Below are 19,869 nucleotides of genomic sequence, written 5' to 3' on the forward strand. Positions count from 1 at the left end.
AATTTATTTTATCATTCTTTTCCTGTGAAGTAAAGAGATTGTTCATAGTGTCTATTTTTAATATCGTTTTCACGTCCGGTGAACTTTGGTATGTGTATGGCAGCTGCACTGGGGATGCACCGGAACTTCTATCAGATCCGTGGACCACGTTTTGGCATCAATGAACAGCATTTTTCCAATCAGCGGCTCTCCCTTGCCCAAAAGAAGCTTCAATACTTCTGCCGCCTGCATACACCCGATCATGCCGGGAATCACGCCAAGCACACCATAAGCAGCCGAATTCGGGTTTCCGGATGGATCCTCTGCCTCCGGACAGAGACAACGCAGACATGGTCCGTTCGATGCGAACACGGTAACCTGTCCCGCAAATTCACAGATAGCTCCATATACATCCGGCTTTCCCAGCTTCATACATGTGTCACTCAGCAGATAGCGGGTTGGAAAATTATCTGAAGCATCCACAATCACATCAAACTTTGCAAGAATTTCTTCTGCATTTTCAGCTGTAATCCCCTCTGGGTATAATTCTACCTGCACCGAATGGTTCCGGCTCTGAAGCTGCTCCGCCGCCAGTTCTGCTTTTGCCTTTCCAATGTCCTGTTCCCTGTAAAGGATTTGCCGCTGCAGATTGCTGACATCCACCCGGTCAAAATCAGCAATCCCGATCGTACCGACTCCTGCTGCTGCCAGATAGAGGCTGACGGGAGATCCAAGTCCCCCCGCCCCTACTACCAGCACCCGGCTTTCCGCCAGCTTTTTCTGTCCTTCTTCTCCTACCTCCGGCAGGAGAATATTTCTTTTATAGCGTTCTTTGTCTATCTCCAAACCAGCGTCTCCTTTCTGAATCAACCGCCCCCCAGTAAATGATAAATCTTCAAATCATCTGCTTCTTCAAGTGTTACTTTATCATAGTCTTCTGGCCAGACCAGCTGTCCATTTACCTTCACGACCAGCTTGGGCCAGGTAAATTTCATGTGTTCCATCACACCCCTGATTGTCAGTCCTTCATGCCAGTCCGGATATGGACGGTTATTCAGTACCATTATATCCACTTCCCTTCTGCAACGTATTAATGAATAGTCTTACTGAAGCGGCTCAACTACTTCCAAAAGCTCCGGAAGATCCATGCCAAGCTCTTTCAGGTGTGCAATTGTCGGAACGCCGTTTAAATTCCAGCCGCGCTTCGGATATACCGCATCAATCAGCTTCTCATATTCCCCTTCTCTGTGCTTTCTGGTCGCAGCCATCTTTTCCTTTAAGGACATTTTTTCGACTTCTTCTTTTGTAAAACCAACCAGCTCTACCAGCTGACCATCGTAGCGCTCCTGACGGGACAGATATTCTTCTTCCGTAACCGGTCCCTGGGAGCGGTATGGAATCGCATCGTCCGCACGCAGTCCCTTGCCCAGACGGATGTTGAAAACACGCTGGAAATTGTAGACACGCTCGGACATTTTAATCATCTCATCCCTATCAATCTTGACCCCAGTAACACCATAATAAAGATCCAGATAGTTATCTACGTGCTCCGGTACCTTCGCCGGTTCATCGGTCAGGCTGTTGTCAGCCGGTACAATATCATTCCACGGCAGCTTGCAAAGTCCCAGAAGACCAAACCAGGTTCTAAACATCGGATAGTAATACAGCGCCTCCGCCTTATCCTCAAAGGTAGGGATCTGGTTATTTACCTGATCCATGAAAATCAGCCATGCCTCATCATGCTGCGGTCCCTTATTGGTCAGACCATAGCCGCCCTGCTGCGCCAAGGATTCTTTGGAAGCATACTCTGAATATTCAAGTCCCTTCTGTTCCATCGCAATATCATTCATGAAATCCATATCGCCCCAGCCCTGCGCTGCAAAATACTCTTTCTGCTTGTGGCTTCCCAGTGCCGCAATCTTGCCAAAGCCTTCGTTTCGCGCCATCTGGTGCAGCAGCTCCAGCTCCGCCTCTGCATTGCCCCATACAAGCTCCAGACCGCCGGTTCTCTCCTTATTCAGGATACCATTTTCATAGCATTCCATCAGGAAGGCAGTCATGGTGCCAAAGGAAATCGTATCAATGCCATATGTATCACAGTAGAAATTCACTTCCAGGATTACCTGCGGATCGGTTACGCCGCAGTTCGGACCAACACCGGCTGCTGTCTCATACTCCGGACCATCCACACATACTTTATGTCCCTTATACGGACCTGTCTTTAATTCAAACTGATCGGCTGTTTTAGCACACGCCATCGAACATCCATACCAGCATCCGTCCGCTCCGCCCTGGGTCAGCCATTTATTTCTCCATACCTCCGGTGCCATCTCATCGATCTTATCCGTTCCGCCATATTTATAATTGCGCGTCGGCAGAATATCATAATCGCTCATGATACGCAGGGAGTATGCTGTTCCGGATTTACGCATTGAATTCTGTTTGTCATCCTGTGTCGCCACCTCACGATGGAATTTCAGGCCATCCCGGTTCAGGATACTGATATCATATACATGGTTCAGATTTGCTTTTACGCCTTTAAAATGGCATACCAGCGCTTTAATGTGCTTGTCCGCAAAGACACGTCCGATACCACCACGTCCAGCCTGTTTTAAGCGGACTACATTTCTTTTCGGATCATAGAATGTAAAATTCAACATAGAGAGGTTGCAATGATCCGCCGCTGAACCAGAACATACGACCGCCACGTTTTTGCGATCATTGTCATCCTCCGCATACATGGTTGTCAGCTCTTCTCCCAGTACATGTGCATCTTTATGCTCTAACGGTGCTTTTTCAATTGAAACGGTTCCCTTATTGCCATCGATGACAATAATCACGTCTTCCTCCGCTTTTCCAGTCAGCTCGATCACATCAAATCCGGAGAATTTTAAGAATGGGCCAAAATATCCGCCGACGTTTGAATCAATCGGGATATCTGTCATCGGTGAAATGCTGCATACCAGGCATTTTCCGGTACCGCCGTACTGCGTAATTCCGGCAATCGGTCCTGCCGACATGGTAATGGCATTTTCCGGAGAGTTCCACTTTGTATCTGGATTCGTTGCATCCCACAGATAACGCAGGCAATAACCTTTGCCGCCGGTAAATTTTTCTTTGACCTCCTGAGGAATGTCGATCATATCGATGGTGTTATCTGTCACATTGATTCGAAGGCGCTTATCCGTATATCCATGATACAGCGGCTTTGGCTCGTATGTAACCTGATTGAGAACCGTGTGGGCCTCTTTCATTTTTTTGATTTCTTCCATATCTGCGTCCGCATAACGCGGAAGATCACACATTTTAATCATGCCTTTCTCCTCCTTTTACTCTTCTACCAGACGGATCGCTCCGGTCGGACATGCTTTTACGCACAATCCGCACGCCGTACATTTGGACGGCTCCAGATAATCATCACACTGTACCATAACATTCTCCGGACAGAATCCAACGCACATCAGACAGCCGGCACATTCTTTCTTATTCAGCCGGTAAACGCCTCTCGCATCCTCCGTAATCACACCCGTATTGCATACTTCTGAACATTTTCCACACTGTGTGCACACAGCAATATGATGGCTTCCATCCTCCTTGTCGGTAATGCGGATGCAGGATTTCATTGGATCCGAAACCTTGTAAAATGCCTTCGAACAGGCTTCTTCGCACTGGTGGCATCCAATGCAGAGTGATTCATCTTTCTCTAATCGTCTCATCACAGTTCCTCCTTTTTGTTCAATTTCATTATTTCATCCGAAACAGATACATATCCGTCCCGAATCACTTCCAAAAATATGGCTCCTGCCGAAAGGCGGCAGAAAACTCCTTTTTCATGGTAAATACACTCTGGAAAACACTTTTTTCCATACCCGGAGACACGGAATACCGCCCCTCCCGCCGCCAGAAGATCCCCCGTATTTAACTGGGTGGTATCTATTCCCTCCGTTATCAGGTTTGCCTTGTAGCGGCGGAAGCAGAGTCCCGGTTCTGTCTGCTTCTCCATCCAGTCCCGGGCTTCTCCCGCCAACAGCGAAGTCTGCCTTTCACCTCCCGCTGCATGCCGGTCACCCTCCATTCCGATCCCCCTTCGGAACCAGGCGCTCTCCACGGCTTCTCCCGGCTGTCCCCTCTGCCGGAACACATATAATTCACGCACAACTGCTCCCATCTAATCCCCTCTTTTATAAATATAAAATTTCTCCGGTTCTTGCCAGCCCATAACCACCGAGCTTCTCCACTCTCTCTGCAAACTCCCGGCTTTTCAAAACCGCCAGAAAATGCTGTACCGGTGGAAAATCCAAAAATCTGACTGGAATCGCAAAGTCATACTCTTCCCGTCCAATCTCAATAAAATCAAGTCCCATTGCCCTGGCTGCCGACTGGATTCCCATGCCCGCGTCTGCATCGCCGCCGGACACGGCAGCCGCCACTGCCATATGCGTTGCCGCCTCTCTGTCATATCCGTGAATCTCTTCCGGTGAAATACCGGCTTCCTTCAGCTTATAATCAAAAAGGACTCTTGTCCCCGCTCCTCTCTGTCGGTTGACATAATTCAAACCACGTAGATCTTCAATTTCATGGATTCCAAGCGGATTTCCTTTTTTTACGATAATTCCCTGAATTCGCTCAACGCCCTTGACAAGTGCCATTTTTTCACCCGCAAACAGTTTTTTCAGGATCGCAATATTATATTCTCCTGTCTCTTCATCCAGCAGGTGGGTCGGAGCCAGATGCGCCTCTCCCCGCTTTAATGCCATTAAACCGCCCATACTGCCTACATGCGTACTGGAAAGGTAATTCCCCGGGTACATACACGGCAGCAAATCTGCCATCACATCCAGAATCAGATCATGGCTTCCGATTGCCACTGCCGTACTTCCAATTTCCTCCAGGGAACGGTATAGCTCTACGTCAACGGTATCTCCCGCCTCGACCCCCTCGCTGTTCTGAGGAATCACACAGAACCCGTCTGCCCGCACCAGGCTCATCGCTGCTCCCGCCCCGCGCGCCAGTGGAGAAGCGACGAGCTTGTCGCCCACTTCTCCTACCTTCACCCGCACATACTCTTTATGTTTCAGGGATGATACAAGGCGTTTGGATATGACAGCCCGCACCGTCGTGCCGGCTGTTTCTGTACGTCCTGCCAGTTTCTGCAGCACAGGAATCACAAAATTTTCAAAGTTGATATAGGCGGATACCGGATATCCCGGAAGTCCAATCACCGGTTTTCCATTGACAATCGCCAATATTACCGGTTTTCCCGGCTTGATTGCCACCCCGTGTACCAGAACCTCCCCCAATTCCCGAAGTACATGAACCGTAAAATCTTCGGTTCCTGCACTGGAGCCGGCATTGACAATTACCATGTCATAGTTTTCAACTGCCTCTGCCACCTTTTCTTTCAATGTTTCATACTCATCCGCAATCGGCGGAAAACGATGGGGCACACCGCCATGTTCCGTTACCAGCGCCTCAAACACTCTCGAATTCGATTCGATGATGTCCCCATCCTTGGGTTCCTGTCCCGGCTCTATGATTTCGGTTCCCGTCGGAAAAATCGCTACCGACGGCTTTTTCAATACCTCAATCTCTGTAATTCCGCCAGACAGGAGAACACCTATATCAATCGGGCGTATCTCATGATAACCGGGCATCAGCATCTCACCCGCTACGATATCTTCTCCGATCGGGCGCACATGCTGCCATGATGCAGCTGCATCCGTAATCTGCACCGATCCATCTTCCTGCTCCAGCAGATCCTCCGCCATGATAACTGCATCGCATGGTGCGTGAATCGGATCGCCCGTATCCACCACTGTAAAATCTGTACCTGGATATAGGGTAAGTGGTTTCCGCTCCGATGCTCCTTTTGTTTTCTCTGCCTCAACCGCGATTCCATCCATCGCCGCCGCATTGTAAAGCGGAGAACAATATTTCGCATAGACTGCCTCTTTTGTAATCCGGTGCAGACTTTCCGTCACGGGAATCCATTCTGCCTTGGGTCTTAATAATTTCCCCAGTGCTTTCTGGTAAAGGGCTTTTGCCTCCTCCACCGGTGTATTATTCAGATATAAATTTCTCTTTCCCATCTCTGCCTCTATTCTGTTTCCACCAGGCTCTGCCGATCCTTTATCCTCCGCCGCCCTTCTGGAAGCAATTCATTTTAAAAGCGGTATACCTTCACCTGCTCACCCTTCTTCAGCCCCTCCTGATTCATATCAATCAGAACGTAGCCGTCTGCCTCTGCCATCGTCGAAATCAAACCTGATTTTCCAAATACCGGTTCTGCCTCCAGCCCCTGCGGAGCCATCTGAAGCTTTACCAGCAGGCAGGTTGTTTTTCCGGGTGCACCCGCCAGGTTCGTTGTCATAAAGGCTTCTAACGGAGGTTGATCCGGCTGACCGGTTACCTGCTTCCAGAGCCACACAAATAATAAGTGGAAAACGGCAAGCGCTGCTGCCGGATGCCCAGGAAGTCCTCCTAACAGCGTATGTTTCTCTTTATCATATCCCAGAATCGTCGGTTTTCCCGGTTTCAGTGCCAGCCCATGGGTAAATACTCCCTCCTTGGAGATGCGGTTTAATATCTCCATAGTCATATCTTTCTTTCCCTGGGAACTTCCTCCGGAGATCAGAATCAAATCACAGGCTTTGACCGCCTCCCTGATTTTCTCCTCTAAAAGCACTTCTTCATCCTTCACTGCCTCTGCCGAAACAAGCTCCAGACCTGTCTTCTTCACATAACAGGACAGCGCCCATGTATTAATATCCCGCACCTGCCCCGGTCCAGGAACCTGATCGATCCTGACCAGTTCGTCGCCCGTCGATAGAACTGCCACCTTCCACGGTTTAAAAACCGGAACCTGCACCACGCCAAGCGCTGCCAATGTTCCCGCCTGCGCCGGACCAATCCGGGTTCCCGTTTTAAGGACTATATCCCCGGTTTTTACATCTTCTCCCGGAAGCACGATGCATTTCCCATACGGAACATTTTCATACAGGGCAACCTCATCTGTTCCGAACCGTTCACTGTATTCTACCATCACCATGGCATCTGCCCCTTCCGGAACCATGCCGCCGGTCGGCACATAGGCACAGGTACCCGGTTCAATCTTTGATACCGCCGGATGTCCTATCTCTACTTCTTCCAGCACCTTCAGAAAAACCGGGATACTTTCCGTTGCGCCCGCCGTGTCCTTTGAACAGACTGCATACCCGTCTACACTGGAACGGCGGAATGCCGGAATCATTTCCCCAGAGACAATATCTTCTGCTAAAATACGGTCAGATGCATCTGCAAGCGCAACCTGCTCCGTTTCTGGCAGGCATTCTTTTGCCGCTTTAAGCAAACGTTCCCGCGCCTGCGCCAGCGTATCAACTTTCAATAACTTCATAGTTCCTCCCTTGCGGCATGATTCTTCTTTGCGAAGGTACGCATCCACGCGAAGTGCTTTGGATTCATAGACCGCCCTCTCCGAATGAAACAAAAAAAACGAATACAGAAAACCTTCCGCTCTCTGTATCCGTTCCTGATGATGCAGTCTGCCTCTTATGGCTTTCTGCTGATATGCACTTATCTACATCAGGCTTTGCTTGCGCTGGCGGAATTTACTGCCCTTTTCCAGAACTTCCGGGTCTTCATCCCGGTCATCCGAGAGCTATTCCTTTCCAATGCATCGTCTGATGCGGGGAGGCACCCGCGTTTCCCCGGATACCCATTGGCTTTTCTTCCATCCTGTCAATCGGTTCACAGCTTAGGCAGAAAAGCTCGAAATCAACTCTGTATAACTGCCGCTCTCGTGCGACAAATCTCTTTTTCATGATTTTCTACCAGAAATTATACCACATTTTCACAAACTGTGTCAATCATCCCAAGCAAAACTCTTCCCACTTTTTTCATGTTCAGCGCAATCATCTCGCTTTTATATTCATATTTCTGAATTTTTTTCATTTTCACGATATGAAACCTCCGTATCTGCCAGATATCGGCGGATGGACGGATGCGACGGGTGAAGAAGGATTTCTTCCGGTGTTCCGGACACCAGAACATTTCCCTGCTCCATAAAATGTACCTGGTCACAAATCTTGCGGACATGCACCAGCTGATGGCTGATTAGCAGCCATGTCATCTTATTTTTCGTCTGCTGCTCCCGCATCAGCTGTTCAAACAATTCTGTACTATCAGGATCCAGGTTGGAAAGCGTTTCATCAACAATCACAAACGCGGGGTCAAATACCAGCGCCCTGATAAATGATAATTTCTGCTGTTCTCCGCTGCTCAGGGAACGAGCATACTGATTTTTTTTCTGCAAAAGCCCACATCGTTCCAGCCAGGCATCCATCTTCGCCTCATCTGGGCGGATTCCCCGTATTTTCAGCGGATAGATCAGGTTCTGATACACCGTATCATGCAAAAGATACGGTCTCTGTGTTGTCATCGTGATATCCCGGGGTGTCAGTCCCTCGTAATCAATCCTCCCACCATCCGGAACCAATATCCCCTGTATCAGCTTGGAAAGAGTTGTTTTTCCGCAGCCATTGGTTCCTATCAGACCATGGACCTTCCCGCTCTCCAGATACAGTTCCTCGATTTGAAGCGTAAACTGACCTATCTTCTTTTGCAGCTTAGAGATTTTCATCCGGTGTCTCCTCCTGTCTGAAATGTTCTGCCAATGTCTGTACCGCAAATGCCAGAAGCATCAGGATCACTCCCAAAAATACCCCTTCATAATAATCGCCTGCACCTTTCAGGGTTGAAATCGCAGTTGTCATTGTCCGGGTGCTGTTTTTTATATTTCCACCTACCAGAAAGACCGCCCCGACCTCACTGATGGAACGCCCATATCCAGACACAACCGCAAAATAAATTTCATTTTTCATTTCACGCAGCAGAAGCCGCGCGGTCTGATGCCGGTCAGCTCCCATCGTCCTGGCAAACGCCCGGATCGAAGGCGCCGTGCGGACCGCATATGAATATACCATTCCACAGACGATCGGAGTGATGATCAGAACCTGGGCTGCCACCATTCCTTTGATCGTAAATACCCATCGAAGCGCCCCAAACGGACCTTTTTTTCTCAAAAGCATATATGTAAGCAGTCCGATGACGACCGGAGGTGCTCCCATCAAGGTCCGGTTCACGCGGACTACCAGCTTTTTTCCTGGAAATTTCGTCTGCTCCAGCACAAGTCCCAGAAAAATTCCAAGCATGGACGCAATCAAGGTTGACCAGAAAGACATCACCAGCGTTACCCGGATAGAATCTATCACTCCGACCGTACCAAAAAATTTTGAAAACAGGTTTCCCATATTTTTTCTCCCAGCATATCCACTGAAACACCTTATGTTCTGCAGGCGTTCTCATTTTCTCAATTCTTAATGACAGAAAACCGGAAAAAGTGCATCCTCCCTTCTCCGGTTTCCTGTTTATACATTATAAATTCTGCAAGGTTCAACTGCCTGCTTTATTCGTTTAAATACGCTAATCCCTGCACTGCCGCATATCATCCGGCAGTATTCTATTTCTGCTCTGCATTCGGGAAGAATAACGGCTCGCCGTACTCCTTTACGCCGTATTCACCGATCAGCGTCTGGATTTCCGGAGAACAGATCCACTTGATAAACGTATTCGCCGCCTCGTTGTTGACATCCGGATATTTCTCCGGATTTACTGCGATAACGCCGTACTGGTTTAAAAGTTCCTTGCTACCTTCACATACAATATCCATATCCGGGAAATCTGCCTTCTTGGCAAGCCAGGTACCACGGTCAGACAGGCAGTAGCCGCCTTTTTCATCTGCCATCGCCAGTGTATCAGCCATTCCAGCGCCTGCCGATACATAGTTTGGATTGCTCTCATAATCTGTAATTCCCAGCTTCTCCCAGATTCCGGTCTCCTTGTTATGGGTACCAGAGTTGTCTCCACGGGACACAAATGTCAGTTGCTCGTCCATGATCTGTTTAAATGCAGCGTTGATATCATCCGTCTTTGCAATCGGACCATCCTTCGGTCCTACGATCACGAAATCATTATACATAACCTGGAAGCGCTCTACACCGTAGCCGCTCTCCACGAATTCTTCTTCTTTTGCTTTGGAATGAACCAGTATCACATCGACTTCACCATCTTTTGCTTTCTGAATCGCATCACCGGTTCCCACTGCCGTCCACTGTAAGTCAATACCCGTATCCTCTAAAAAGATTGGCTTTAAGTAATCCAGAAGACCCGTATTATCGGTACTGGTCGTCGTTGCCATCAGAAGCGTCTCTCCGGATGCTTCCTTGGTCTCCTCTGCACTGCTTTCCTCAGCAGCCTCTGCGGTTGTCTCTGCGGCGCTTTCCGCCTCCGTCGTCTCTTTTGCACTTCCAGAGCAGGCTGTCATAGACAATGCTGTCATAGCCGCCATTGCTAATGCAATGATTCTGTTTGTCTTCTTCATAAAATTGTTCTTCTCCCTTCTTTTGTTTAAGAATACGCTGAAAAACATTTCATCGGAACGAGACTCTGGCAGAGGATGCGCCGCCTTTTACCAGCTGCCTTTCTTCCTAATAAGCAGCAGGTCCTACTTCTCTTTCCAATGCATTTCTTTCCAAATGCGGGAGGCATCCGAGTTTCCCCTGATACCCATTGGCTGTAAACCCTGACAATATACTGTGTTAGGTTTTTCAGCTCGAAATATAGTTTTCCTGGCTTCTGCTGTCCGGGTTCTTCTGATACTTCCCGAAACATCTTTATACTTTTTTACTATAACATGGCAAAATTCTTCTTGTCAACCGGGCAACTTTCACATAAGCGAAATTATTTCATTTTTTTCAAACTTCGTATTCATTTTGTTTTTGTTTTCTACTGCTCTTTTCTACTGTTATTCCAGATTTTTAGTCTTTTTTCACTTCTATCTTGATTTTCCCTTTTCATATTTGTGCGATACTCTTTTAACTGTGCTTAATTTTTTGTTTTTGTTTTATATATTATGAATATTCAAACCATTCTATCTTTTCTACAATTTTCACTTTCTTTTCATGCATAATATCCTCACTTTTGCCGATTGTAAGCCCCCTTTTTCTATGATATCTTATATGTTATATTAATTTTCTTTTATAGTCATTCCGCATTCCGCTTGTTTCAGCGTGATCGGATGATTATTTTTCAGATTCGTCTGTTAAAAATTAAATTAATACATTTTTTTCAATTTACTCTTGTATTCTTGAGTTGGTTGTAGTATTATAGACTCAGAACTAGAACACAGTCTAGTTTTTGCAAAGGAGGGGGAAAGGATGGCAGAAACTCCTTACATATTTAACATCCAGAAATTTTCAACGCACGACGGCGATGGTGTCCGCACCACGATTTTCTTCAAGGGATGTCCCTTACGCTGTATGTGGTGCCACAACCCGGAGAGTCAGCATTATTATAAGGAACTGATTTTTCATCATCACAAATGTACCGCCTGTGGTCGATGTGTTGCAAAATGTAAACAGGGAGCCAATTCCATCGTAGACGGCAAGATTGTATTTGACCGTTCCAAGTGTACCGCCTGCGGCGTCTGTACCGACTGGTGCATCACAGAGGCCCGGGAGTTAGCCGGTAAGGAATACACGGTAGATGCACTCGTCAAGGAAGCGATGAAGGACAAAATCTTCTATGAGCAGTCCGGCGGCGGTGTGACACTCTCCGGTGGCGAGGTTATGGCATCCCAGCATATGGACTATGTGGAAGAGGTCTGTCGCAAGCTCCACGAGAACGGTGTCAGCGTTTTCATCGACACCAGCGGCTACACAGACTATGAGAATCTGAAGCGGATTCTTCCTTATGTAGATGTTTTTCTCTACGACATCAAAGTGATGGATCCGGAAGACCACAAGAAATATATTGGCGTTGACAATTCACTGATTCTAGAGAACTTAAAGAAATTAAGTGATGACGGCGCAGGTCTTTATATCCGGCTTCCGATTATCCAACAGGTCAACGCAACCGATGAACACATTGAAAGTGTCATCCATTTCCTGAAAGAAAACAATATTCACGCACGTCAGGTAAACCTTTTACCTTATCATGACATCGGAAAGGGTAAATACGCCAGCCTCGACATGGAGTACCATGATGATGAGATGAGCGTACCGGTGTCCGAGCTTATGGAACACTTTAAGTCCATGTTCGAAGAACAGGGATTCAACAAAGTCAATATAGGAGGATGATTTAAATGGCAGAGAAAATTGATACTTCATTCGTAATCAACACACCAGAAGGTCTGTTAAAAGACAACGACCGCGGATGTACCGAAAGAATTAAAAGACTGAGAAGACTCAGCCATTCTACCCAGCCGCATCTGGATCTGGAAAGAGCTAAAATTGAAACCGATGTTTACAAAGAGTACGAAGGTTCCGTATCTGTACCGGTTTTAAGAGCTCTCGTTCTGAAAGAGTACTTCTCCAAGAAAACTCTTTACTTAGGCGATGATGAGCTGTTAGTTGGTGAGAAGGGTAAAGACCCGCAGTGTTCACCGACTTTCCCGGAGCTGTGCTGTCATACCATCGAAGATATGCACATTATGAATGATCGTAAACTGGTTAACTTCACCGTTACCGAAGACGATCTGAAGCTTCAGGAAGAAGAGATCATTCCGTACTGGAAGAACCGTGCAGTCAGAGAGCATCTCTTAAAAGCTATGACCCAGGAATGGAGAGACTGCTATGAGGTTGGTATGTTCACCGAGTTCATGGAGCAGCGTGGACCGGGTCATACAGCCGGCGGCAAGAACTTCTACATCAAGGGCTACGGCGACTACAAGAAAGAGATCGAGCAGGCTATCAAAGAGCTTGACTACTTCAATGATCCGGAAGCTTATGACAAAGAGCAGGAACTTCGCGCTATGGATATCTGCTGCGATGCTATCATTATCTTAGGTAAGAGATATCACGATCTGGCTCTTGAGAAAGCTGCTGAGGAGAAGGATCCGGTCAGAAAAGCAGAGCTCGAGCAGATCGCAGCTAACTGTGCCGTTGTTCCGGAGCACAAACCGGAGACCTACTGGCAGGCACTTCAGATGTACTGGTTTACACACCTTGGTGTTACAACCGAGTTAAACCCGTGGGATGCATTTACACCGGGTCGTCTGGATCAGCATCTGATTCCGTTCTATGAGAAAGATACCGCTGCAGGTACTCTGGATGATACAAGAGCTCTTGAGCTTCTTGAGTGCCTCTGGGTTAAACTGTTCAACTCTCCGGCTCCGGTTAAGGTTGGCGTAACCTTAAAAGAGTCCGGTACATACGTAGACTTCGCAAACATCAACTCCGGCGGTGTGAAGGAAGATGGTACTGATGCAGTTAACGCTGTTTCTTACTTAATCCTTGACTGTATGGAAGATATGAGACAGAACCAGCCGAACTCCAACGTACAGATTTCCAAAGTTACTCCGGATAAGTTCTTAAAGAGAGCTTGCGAGATCGCTCGTCAGGGCTGGGGCCAGCCGGCATTTTACAATACCGATGAGCTGATTCAGGAGCTGGTAAATCAGGGCAAATCTCTGGTAGATGCAAGAAACGCTGGATGCTCCGGATGTGTTGAGACAGGTGCCTGGGGAACCGAGGCTTACTGGCTGACCGGTTACTTAAACATCCCGAAGTGCTTACAGCTCGCTCTGTATGATGGCTACGATGTAATGTTCAAAAAACAGATCGGACCGCACACCGGCAAGGCAGAAGACTTCAAATCCTACGACGAACTGTGGAACGCATTCAAGACACAGCTTGAGTACATCATTGATGTTAAGATGCGCGGCAACCTGGTTATCGAGAGAATTTACGCAGAAATGATGCCGGCTCCGTTCCTTTCCATCTGTACCGATGACTGTATCAAGAAAGGTAAAGACTACAACGCAGGCGGTGCAAGATACAACACAAGCTATATCCAGGGTGTTGGTATCGGAACCATTTCCGATGCACTTTCCTCTATCAAGTTCAACGTATTTGACAATCAGAAGTTTACCATGAAAGAACTCATCGACGCTATGAATGACGACTTCAAGGGTCATGAGGATATCCTGAACCTGGTTAAGAATAAGACTCCGAAATACGGCAACGATGATGATTATGCAGATGACATCATGGTAAGCGTATTCAACGAGTACAAAGATTATATCACCGGCAGACCTACCACCAGAGGCGGTGTATATCATGTAGATATGCTTCCGACCACCTGCCACGTATACTTCGGTGATGTTATGATCGCAAGCCCGAACGGACGTCTGGCACATATCCCGCTGTCTGAGGGTATTTCCCCAGAAAAAGGCGCTGATATCAACGGACCGACCGCAGTTGTTAAATCCTGCTCCAAGATGAATCACTGTGAGACCGGCGGTACTCTGCTGAACCAGAAGTTTACTCCGGCTGCTATCGCAGGCGAGAAGGGTATTGACAACCTGGCTGCTCTGATTCGTTCCTACTTCGCTATGAACGGACATCATATGCAGTTCAACGTTATCGACCGCCAGACTCTGATTGAAGCTCAGAAGAACCCGGAGGAATACAAAGAGCTGATCGTCCGCGTAGCCGGATACAGTGACTACTTCCGTAACCTGGATAAACCGCTTCAGAACGAGATCATTGAGAGAACCGAGCAGAGCTTTGGAGGCTGTGGCTGCTGTTAATTGCTCGCAACCGTTTGACAACTCTAAAAGTCTTCATTGTAACCTATTAATGCCTTCTATGAAAATGATATAGCCCTAAAAGGGCGGAAAGCCCCGGCAGCGAAACTGCCGGGGCTTTCTTATTTCTTTCTTTTTCTATCTATCTTCCCATTCTTATCGCAATATCCGATTCCTTACTGTACTTCCTGTCCAGCTCTACTCTGCTAACATTTTTGACCTTCTCAGACAAATAACCGCCAGGGCAACTGCCAGTCCGCCTGACAGCACCTTGCTGATCATATAGGCTGTTACCCAGTTTCCCGGTATCAGGGAGGCTACGAAGGTCATCTGACCGCCTACCACATAGGCACCAGCCACAGAGAAAGCGGCATTTAATACTTTTCCGCGCTTATCCATCTTGGAAAACAATGGCAGCATCGCAAGGCTCTGTATAAAGGAAAGGAACAGTCCGACAACTGCCTCCTCATTGATACCCAGGATCGCCCCAATACGCTGGATCGGCTTTTGGAGACGTTTTAACGCCACCTGCGACAGCACCAGACCGCCGCACGCTGCGATGACCATGCGGAGTACCATAAAAAGCATTTCCTCAATCAAGGCATCCTCGACAACCGCATACTTCGGCATAAAAATTCCGAAGACCGCCACACCAAACAGGAGAAAACTAAAAATACGGATCGCATTTCCGAGGAAAATCATGATCTTCATCGTCAGCGCCGGAACCAGCACAAATGCCGCAATCAGCACCATGCACAGCACCAGCACCGGGATCATATTAAAAAAGAGCTGACGGACAGGCAGACCCAGCATCAGACCTCCGACCGCCAGACCAGACGGTATGGCAATCAGACCGAAGATGAATCCTCGCATCAGCTCTCCTATTTCATCTTTTCGAACAGCTGCCAGAAAGACCGGCAGCTGGTATCCGACCGTCATTCCCAGACTGCCTGCTACCATCGCACCGGTAAATGCCGCCAGCGCCGGTGTCGCCGCCAGCTTCTGTGCCATGCCAAGCGCCCCCATATCCGGCGCCAGAAGGCAGCTTGGAATGAGCGCCGGATCAAATGGCATATGCTTTGCCGCCTCCGCAATCGCTTCCGCGTGCGTCTGCACATATGTAACTCCGATCGCATAAAATCCAACCGTGGACATCGCCAGACCGCCCATCGTGGCAAGCCCCTTTTCAAAGTTCGGCATCAGCCCCAGCTTTCCTCCCAGTATCTCATCCAAAAGCCCGGCTGCCGCAAATACAAGCATGATCGCAATGAATATGTTCATAAGCCCTACCTCCCAGCTTTTCCCTATTTCTCTATTCCCCTGTTTTCACTTATTTTCCCTCTATCAGGCACATTTCTCTGTCAGTCACAATTCTTTTTTACCTCACCAGCAGCTGTATCAGCACGCCCCCGATCGTCAGCATCAGTGCTCCGCAGGAACGCGTCACAATCTGTGCAAATGGAAGCAGTTCCATCCGTTTTGAACTGCTGAGCACCGCCACATTTCCGGAACCGCCCATGTTCGTCGTACACATCCCCGCTGCGATCGATGATTCCAACGGATAAAATCCCATCTTGATGCCGATCAGTCCGGCGGTCAGTGTGATCGCCCCGACAATCAGCACGACACTGAGCAGATAAAACGGAGTGATCGTGTGTAAAATCGTCTTTAAATCAATCAGCGTCGCCCCGATTCCGGTCAGCGCCGCCGCTGTCCAGCTGTGGATCGCGAACTGTCCCCACTCTCTCGCCGCGTCCTCCAGCCGCTCTGAAAGGATTCCCGTTCCCTTCACAATCACAACTGCTACAATCATCCACGCATACGTCGGTACAATCGAAATAAAATGATGGCAGAGCGCCCCCAGTTCATAAAATGCCATTGAAATAAAAAGCCCCGTACATAAGAGTGCGAAGGTCGGTTTCATCGGAGGCTGTTTCTTCACTTCGTGACCGTCATTGACAAGGCAGCCATTTCCGGTCAGGGATGGCTTTCGCTCGCCGATATTATTGGCTAAACCGCCAAAAATGATCGCCACACAATTTCCCAGCACCGTCGCCGGTGCGATCCGCGTCAGGATCTGTCCGGCGTCCGTCCCCAGAACCGACGAATACATTGCCGACAGAGGCACTGCTCCCGCCGTCATGCCGCCGCTCGTCATCGGAATACCGATATACAGGATGCCTTCCAGAAAACTATCCCCCATCACCATACCGAGCAGACCTGAAAGTATCACGCCGACTGCCAGCGATATGACAGCTGTCGGAAGCAGTTTCACTGTTGCGCGGATCAGAAGCCCGCGGTCGATATTGAAAAGACTTCCTGTGATCAGCGCTGAGATATAGAAGACCAGAAATCCTTCTTTGTTGACAAAATTGTCCAGGATCTCATGCGTCTGCTCCGGAATCAGCCCCAGCGCCTGGATGACCGCCGCCCCCAGAATACAGATGACCGAGCCGCCCAGGTACGTTTTCACAACCGGTGTATGATTTCCTAAAAAATTGAGTCCCTCGCCCAGCACCATCAGCGCAATCATGCCGCCGACCAAGCCTGCCGGAAGACAGTCCATATACATACAGACCACCACCAGCGCCAAGATGCCTAGATACAGAGGGATGGAAAAACCAGCGATCGTATTAGCTTTGCCAGATATTTCTTTCCTCTCTTGCTGCATTTTTCATTTCACCTCTGAGTATTAATTTCTTCCACAACACTTCTTATATTTCTTCCCAGATCCGCAAGGACACGGATCATTCGGATAAATCTTCTCCACCTTTTTCGCGGTTACCGGTGCTGGCTGGGACATTTCCGGCACCATCGCCGGCATGCCGCCGATCATACCTCTCTCACTTAATTCCCACGGTTTATTTCCGCGGTTTTCTTTTGTTCTCGTATTGTTGAACGCATCCATGAGAAGTCTTAAAAATTCGCCCATCTGCTGCTCGCTCTGGAAGACAATCCCTTCTTCATGCATCTTATTCATCAGTTCTGCCGGTGATTTTCCTTCATAGCTGCTGGTCCACGTCTCAAAGCACCATCTAGCCGCTTTCTCATACGACACATCCAATTTTTTTATGAAATAGGACTCCAGCTCCTTATAAGCCAGTACCCCTGCCTCATACCCTTTCTGACAGATTTCATCCAACTGCTGTGCAGACGGAATATAGAATTTTTTATTCTGCTGCTGTTTCAACAAAGCAGTGAGTCCATCCCCCTCAAAAACTGGAAGATGTACATACAAGCCCCTCTCGGAATAAAGCGGATTCTCTTTCGGCAGGTCCTGCATTCCCAGTTTCTCCATCGGGAAAATGCAGGATTCTGTGATGTCCTCCGGCATTTCCTCCAGCATCCCGATCATTTTTTCGATCGTGCCTTTCACCTTCAATTTGTACAGTTCATACAAAATTTCCAGCGGCGCAATCTCATAATAATCGATAAAGAAGCTGATACACTTCATCAGCCAGCCTTTTTTGCTCTGAACCGCCCGGAATGCCTCATCGTCAATCCCGCTAAAACCCTGTGCAATCTCTTCAAAGACAGTAAAGCAGTCACTCACTTCCTCAAAACTTCCAAGTACGTATTTATATAACTGCATTCCATCCATAATCTCTTCTGCAGAAATTTTCTGTGGCTCGGTACAGGCTTTGCGGAAAAGCACCATCTGCTCTTTCGTCAGGCATGAAAGTCTGCCCCGGAGTGCCTCTTCCGTCGTTAAATATTCTACAATTCGGTCAATCAGGTCATCCTTTTTAAGCCGGGAACAGTTCTTTAACTCGTAGCTTCTTGCTTCGTTTAATAAGTCTTCTTTGGTCCATTCTTTTAAATATTCTCTTAATAACATACCATTTCCTTTTCTCATCTTACATCGTTTCATGCTTCTCTTCATATTTTTTTATTATACTTTTAAATGCACATGGATTGCAAGATATATCGTTACATATTTCTGCTTCGCGCGAGTGCGCATCATTGGCATTACACAAAAATACAGCCTGTCTCCAAGCTTCTCAGAAAACAGACTGTATCGATTAAGGATTATGGTAAATAAAGGATTATCGTAACTGTTCAGTAGGTCTGCGCATTTACTGCGCTGACCGTACGAAAACATGGGCCAGCAGGAAAAAATCCCATTGCCGCAGGCAATTTTTAATGGATTTTTGCGCGTGACTGTGAAGGTACTGAACAGTTACGGATTGTCTATATTTTACAGAAATACCGCCAGCTCTTCTAGCGGCTTGCGATCTGCATGCAGCCTGGACGGATGAGCTGTCTCTGCCGGATATCCAAGCGGCAGATAGGCCGTCGGCTGTAAGCCCTTCATCTCTGGGAACTGCTCCAGCAATTTTTCTGGATTAAACATACCAACATACGTTGTTCCCAGTCCCAGTTCTGCTGCCTGCAACATCATCTGGGAAACCGCCAATGTCACATCGATCTCTCCATGGTTTTTCCCGTCCTCTTCCCTTTTCCAGGAAATCTCTGGATCATAGGCTGCTACAATCACAACCGGCGAATGAAAATGACACGCCGTACATGCATCCGCTTTCGCCAGAGCCTCCTCACTCTGCATCACGAAAAAGCGCTGTGGCTGTAAGTTATGTGCCGTCGGGGCTTTGCGTCCTGCCTCCAGCACTTTCTGTAATTTTTCCGCCTCAACCGGGCGGCTGTCAAATTTACGAAGTGAATAACGTGCATCGCATAATTCTTCAAATTTCATAGTAATCAAAACTCTCCTTTGTATTGCAACTAATAACTACGAATCCGATCCGAATCCTCTTCTCCCGTTTTCTCGATCTTCCGGATCTCTACCACATAGCTGCTCTTATCGTTGACCTTCACTTCCACCTGGTCACCCACATGGTGTCCTTCGATCGCTTTTCCGAGCGGCGACTCGATGCTGATCCGGTTTTCCAGGGAATTGCCCCGGATGCTCGTTACCAGACGGTATACTTCTTCCTCGTCGTCATCCTCAAAATACAGGGTAACCGTATCATTCATTCCGACCTCATCCGGGCGGGATTCTTCCGATACGATCTTAGCGTGCTTCAGCATATTTTCCAGATAGCGAATACGGCTTTCATTCCGGTTCTTATCCTTCTTAGCAGCATAATATTCAAAGTTTTCGCTCAAGTCACCCTGTGCGCGCGCCTCCTTGACCGCCTCGATCGCCTCTTTGCGGACCACCAGCTTCCGATGGTCGATCTCTTCCTGAATCTTCTTTACATCACTTTCTGTCAGCTGCTCTCTCATGT

At 48.0% G+C, this 19,869-nt stretch carries 17 protein-coding genes and 2 riboswitches; of the genes, 2 read left to right on the forward strand and 15 right to left on the reverse strand.

Annotated features, from left to right (window positions below; genetic code table 11):
- Positions 1-69: 69 nt before the first annotated feature.
- From DW720_RS11375 to DW720_RS11420, 10 genes are all read right to left on the reverse strand, one after another.
- A complete protein-coding gene (locus tag DW720_RS11375) occupies positions 70-825 on the reverse strand; it encodes a HesA/MoeB/ThiF family protein (protein WP_182436546.1) in 756 nt (251 codons plus the stop codon).
- 20 nt (positions 826-845) lie between these two features.
- Entirely contained in the window at positions 846-1,043 is a 198-nt protein-coding gene (gene thiS, locus DW720_RS11380) for a sulfur carrier protein ThiS (protein WP_022360324.1), read from the reverse strand.
- Positions 1,044-1,082: 39 nt separating this feature from the next.
- Positions 1,083-3,293 carry an aldehyde ferredoxin oxidoreductase C-terminal domain-containing protein gene (locus tag DW720_RS11385; protein WP_207661050.1) on the reverse strand — a complete coding sequence of 737 codons (2,211 nt, stop codon included), beginning with the start codon at positions 3,291-3,293 and terminating at the stop codon, positions 1,083-1,085.
- Positions 3,294-3,308: 15 nt separating this feature from the next.
- Complete coding sequence (locus tag DW720_RS11390; protein ID WP_022360326.1) at positions 3,309-3,695, reverse strand: 4Fe-4S binding protein; 387 nt, start codon at positions 3,693-3,695, stop codon at positions 3,309-3,311.
- Entirely contained in the window at positions 3,695-4,147 is a 453-nt protein-coding gene (locus DW720_RS11395) for a hypothetical protein (protein WP_118468388.1), read from the reverse strand. The genes DW720_RS11390 and DW720_RS11395 overlap by 1 nt, the downstream gene beginning before the upstream one ends.
- 13 nt (positions 4,148-4,160) lie before the next feature.
- Positions 4,161-6,068, reverse strand: coding sequence for a molybdopterin biosynthesis protein (locus tag DW720_RS11400; protein ID WP_118749669.1), 1,908 nt, complete (start codon positions 6,066-6,068; stop codon positions 4,161-4,163).
- Positions 6,069-6,142: 74 nt separating this feature from the next.
- Entirely contained in the window at positions 6,143-7,372 is a 1,230-nt protein-coding gene (gene glp / locus DW720_RS11405) for a gephyrin-like molybdotransferase Glp (RefSeq protein WP_118749670.1), read from the reverse strand.
- 251 nt (positions 7,373-7,623) lie between these two features.
- Positions 7,624-7,764: riboswitch (molybdenum cofactor riboswitch) on the reverse strand.
- 142 nt (positions 7,765-7,906) lie between these two features.
- Entirely contained in the window at positions 7,907-8,617 is a 711-nt protein-coding gene (locus tag DW720_RS11410) for an ABC transporter ATP-binding protein (protein WP_118629304.1), read from the reverse strand.
- Complete coding sequence (locus DW720_RS11415; protein WP_022360331.1) at positions 8,604-9,287, reverse strand: ABC transporter permease; 684 nt, start codon at positions 9,285-9,287, stop codon at positions 8,604-8,606. Before DW720_RS11415 ends, DW720_RS11410 begins: the two co-directional genes overlap by 14 nt.
- 209 nt (positions 9,288-9,496) lie before the next feature.
- Entirely contained in the window at positions 9,497-10,417 is a 921-nt protein-coding gene (locus tag DW720_RS11420; RefSeq protein WP_022360332.1) for a substrate-binding domain-containing protein, read from the reverse strand.
- Positions 10,418-10,544: 127 nt separating this feature from the next.
- Positions 10,545-10,666, reverse strand: a riboswitch (molybdenum cofactor riboswitch).
- 586 nt (positions 10,667-11,252) lie between these two features.
- Here DW720_RS11420 and DW720_RS11425 point away from each other — a divergent pair.
- Positions 11,253-12,173, forward strand: a complete 921-nt coding sequence (locus DW720_RS11425; protein WP_118749671.1) for a trans-4-hydroxy-L-proline dehydratase activase — start codon at positions 11,253-11,255, stop codon at positions 12,171-12,173.
- A gap of 5 nt (positions 12,174-12,178) precedes the next feature.
- Positions 12,179-14,626 (forward strand): trans-4-hydroxy-L-proline dehydratase, encoded by a 2,448-nt coding sequence (gene hypD / locus DW720_RS11430; RefSeq protein WP_022360334.1) that lies wholly within the window; start codon positions 12,179-12,181, stop codon positions 14,624-14,626.
- A 195-nt stretch (positions 14,627-14,821) separates the two neighbouring features.
- Here the strand turns inward: hypD and DW720_RS11435 are convergent, their stop codons facing one another.
- The 5 genes from DW720_RS11435 to greA form a co-directional block, all read right to left on the reverse strand.
- Entirely contained in the window at positions 14,822-15,904 is a 1,083-nt protein-coding gene (locus tag DW720_RS11435; protein ID WP_118749672.1) for an ethanolamine utilization protein EutH, read from the reverse strand.
- A gap of 97 nt (positions 15,905-16,001) precedes the next feature.
- Positions 16,002-17,294: a 2-hydroxycarboxylate transporter family protein gene (locus tag DW720_RS11440; protein WP_118749673.1), complete on the reverse strand. Its 1,293-nt coding sequence runs from the start codon at positions 17,292-17,294 to the stop codon at positions 16,002-16,004.
- A 21-nt stretch (positions 17,295-17,315) separates the two neighbouring features.
- Positions 17,316-18,461, reverse strand: coding sequence for an SEC-C metal-binding domain-containing protein (locus DW720_RS11445; RefSeq protein ID WP_182436547.1), 1,146 nt, complete (start codon positions 18,459-18,461; stop codon positions 17,316-17,318).
- 360 nt (positions 18,462-18,821) lie between these two features.
- Positions 18,822-19,334, reverse strand: a complete 513-nt coding sequence (locus tag DW720_RS11450) for a nitroreductase family protein (RefSeq protein ID WP_117796070.1) — start codon at positions 19,332-19,334, stop codon at positions 18,822-18,824.
- Positions 19,335-19,363: 29 nt separating this feature from the next.
- Positions 19,364-19,867 (reverse strand): transcription elongation factor GreA, encoded by a 504-nt coding sequence (greA, locus tag DW720_RS11455; protein WP_022360596.1) that lies wholly within the window; start codon positions 19,865-19,867, stop codon positions 19,364-19,366.
- Between the last annotated feature and the right edge of the window lie 2 nt (positions 19,868-19,869).

The sequence above is a fragment of the Clostridium sp. AM27-28 genome, from assembly GCF_003480955.1.
GTDB classification, from domain to species: domain Bacteria; phylum Bacillota; class Clostridia; order Lachnospirales; family Lachnospiraceae; genus Otoolea; species Otoolea fessa.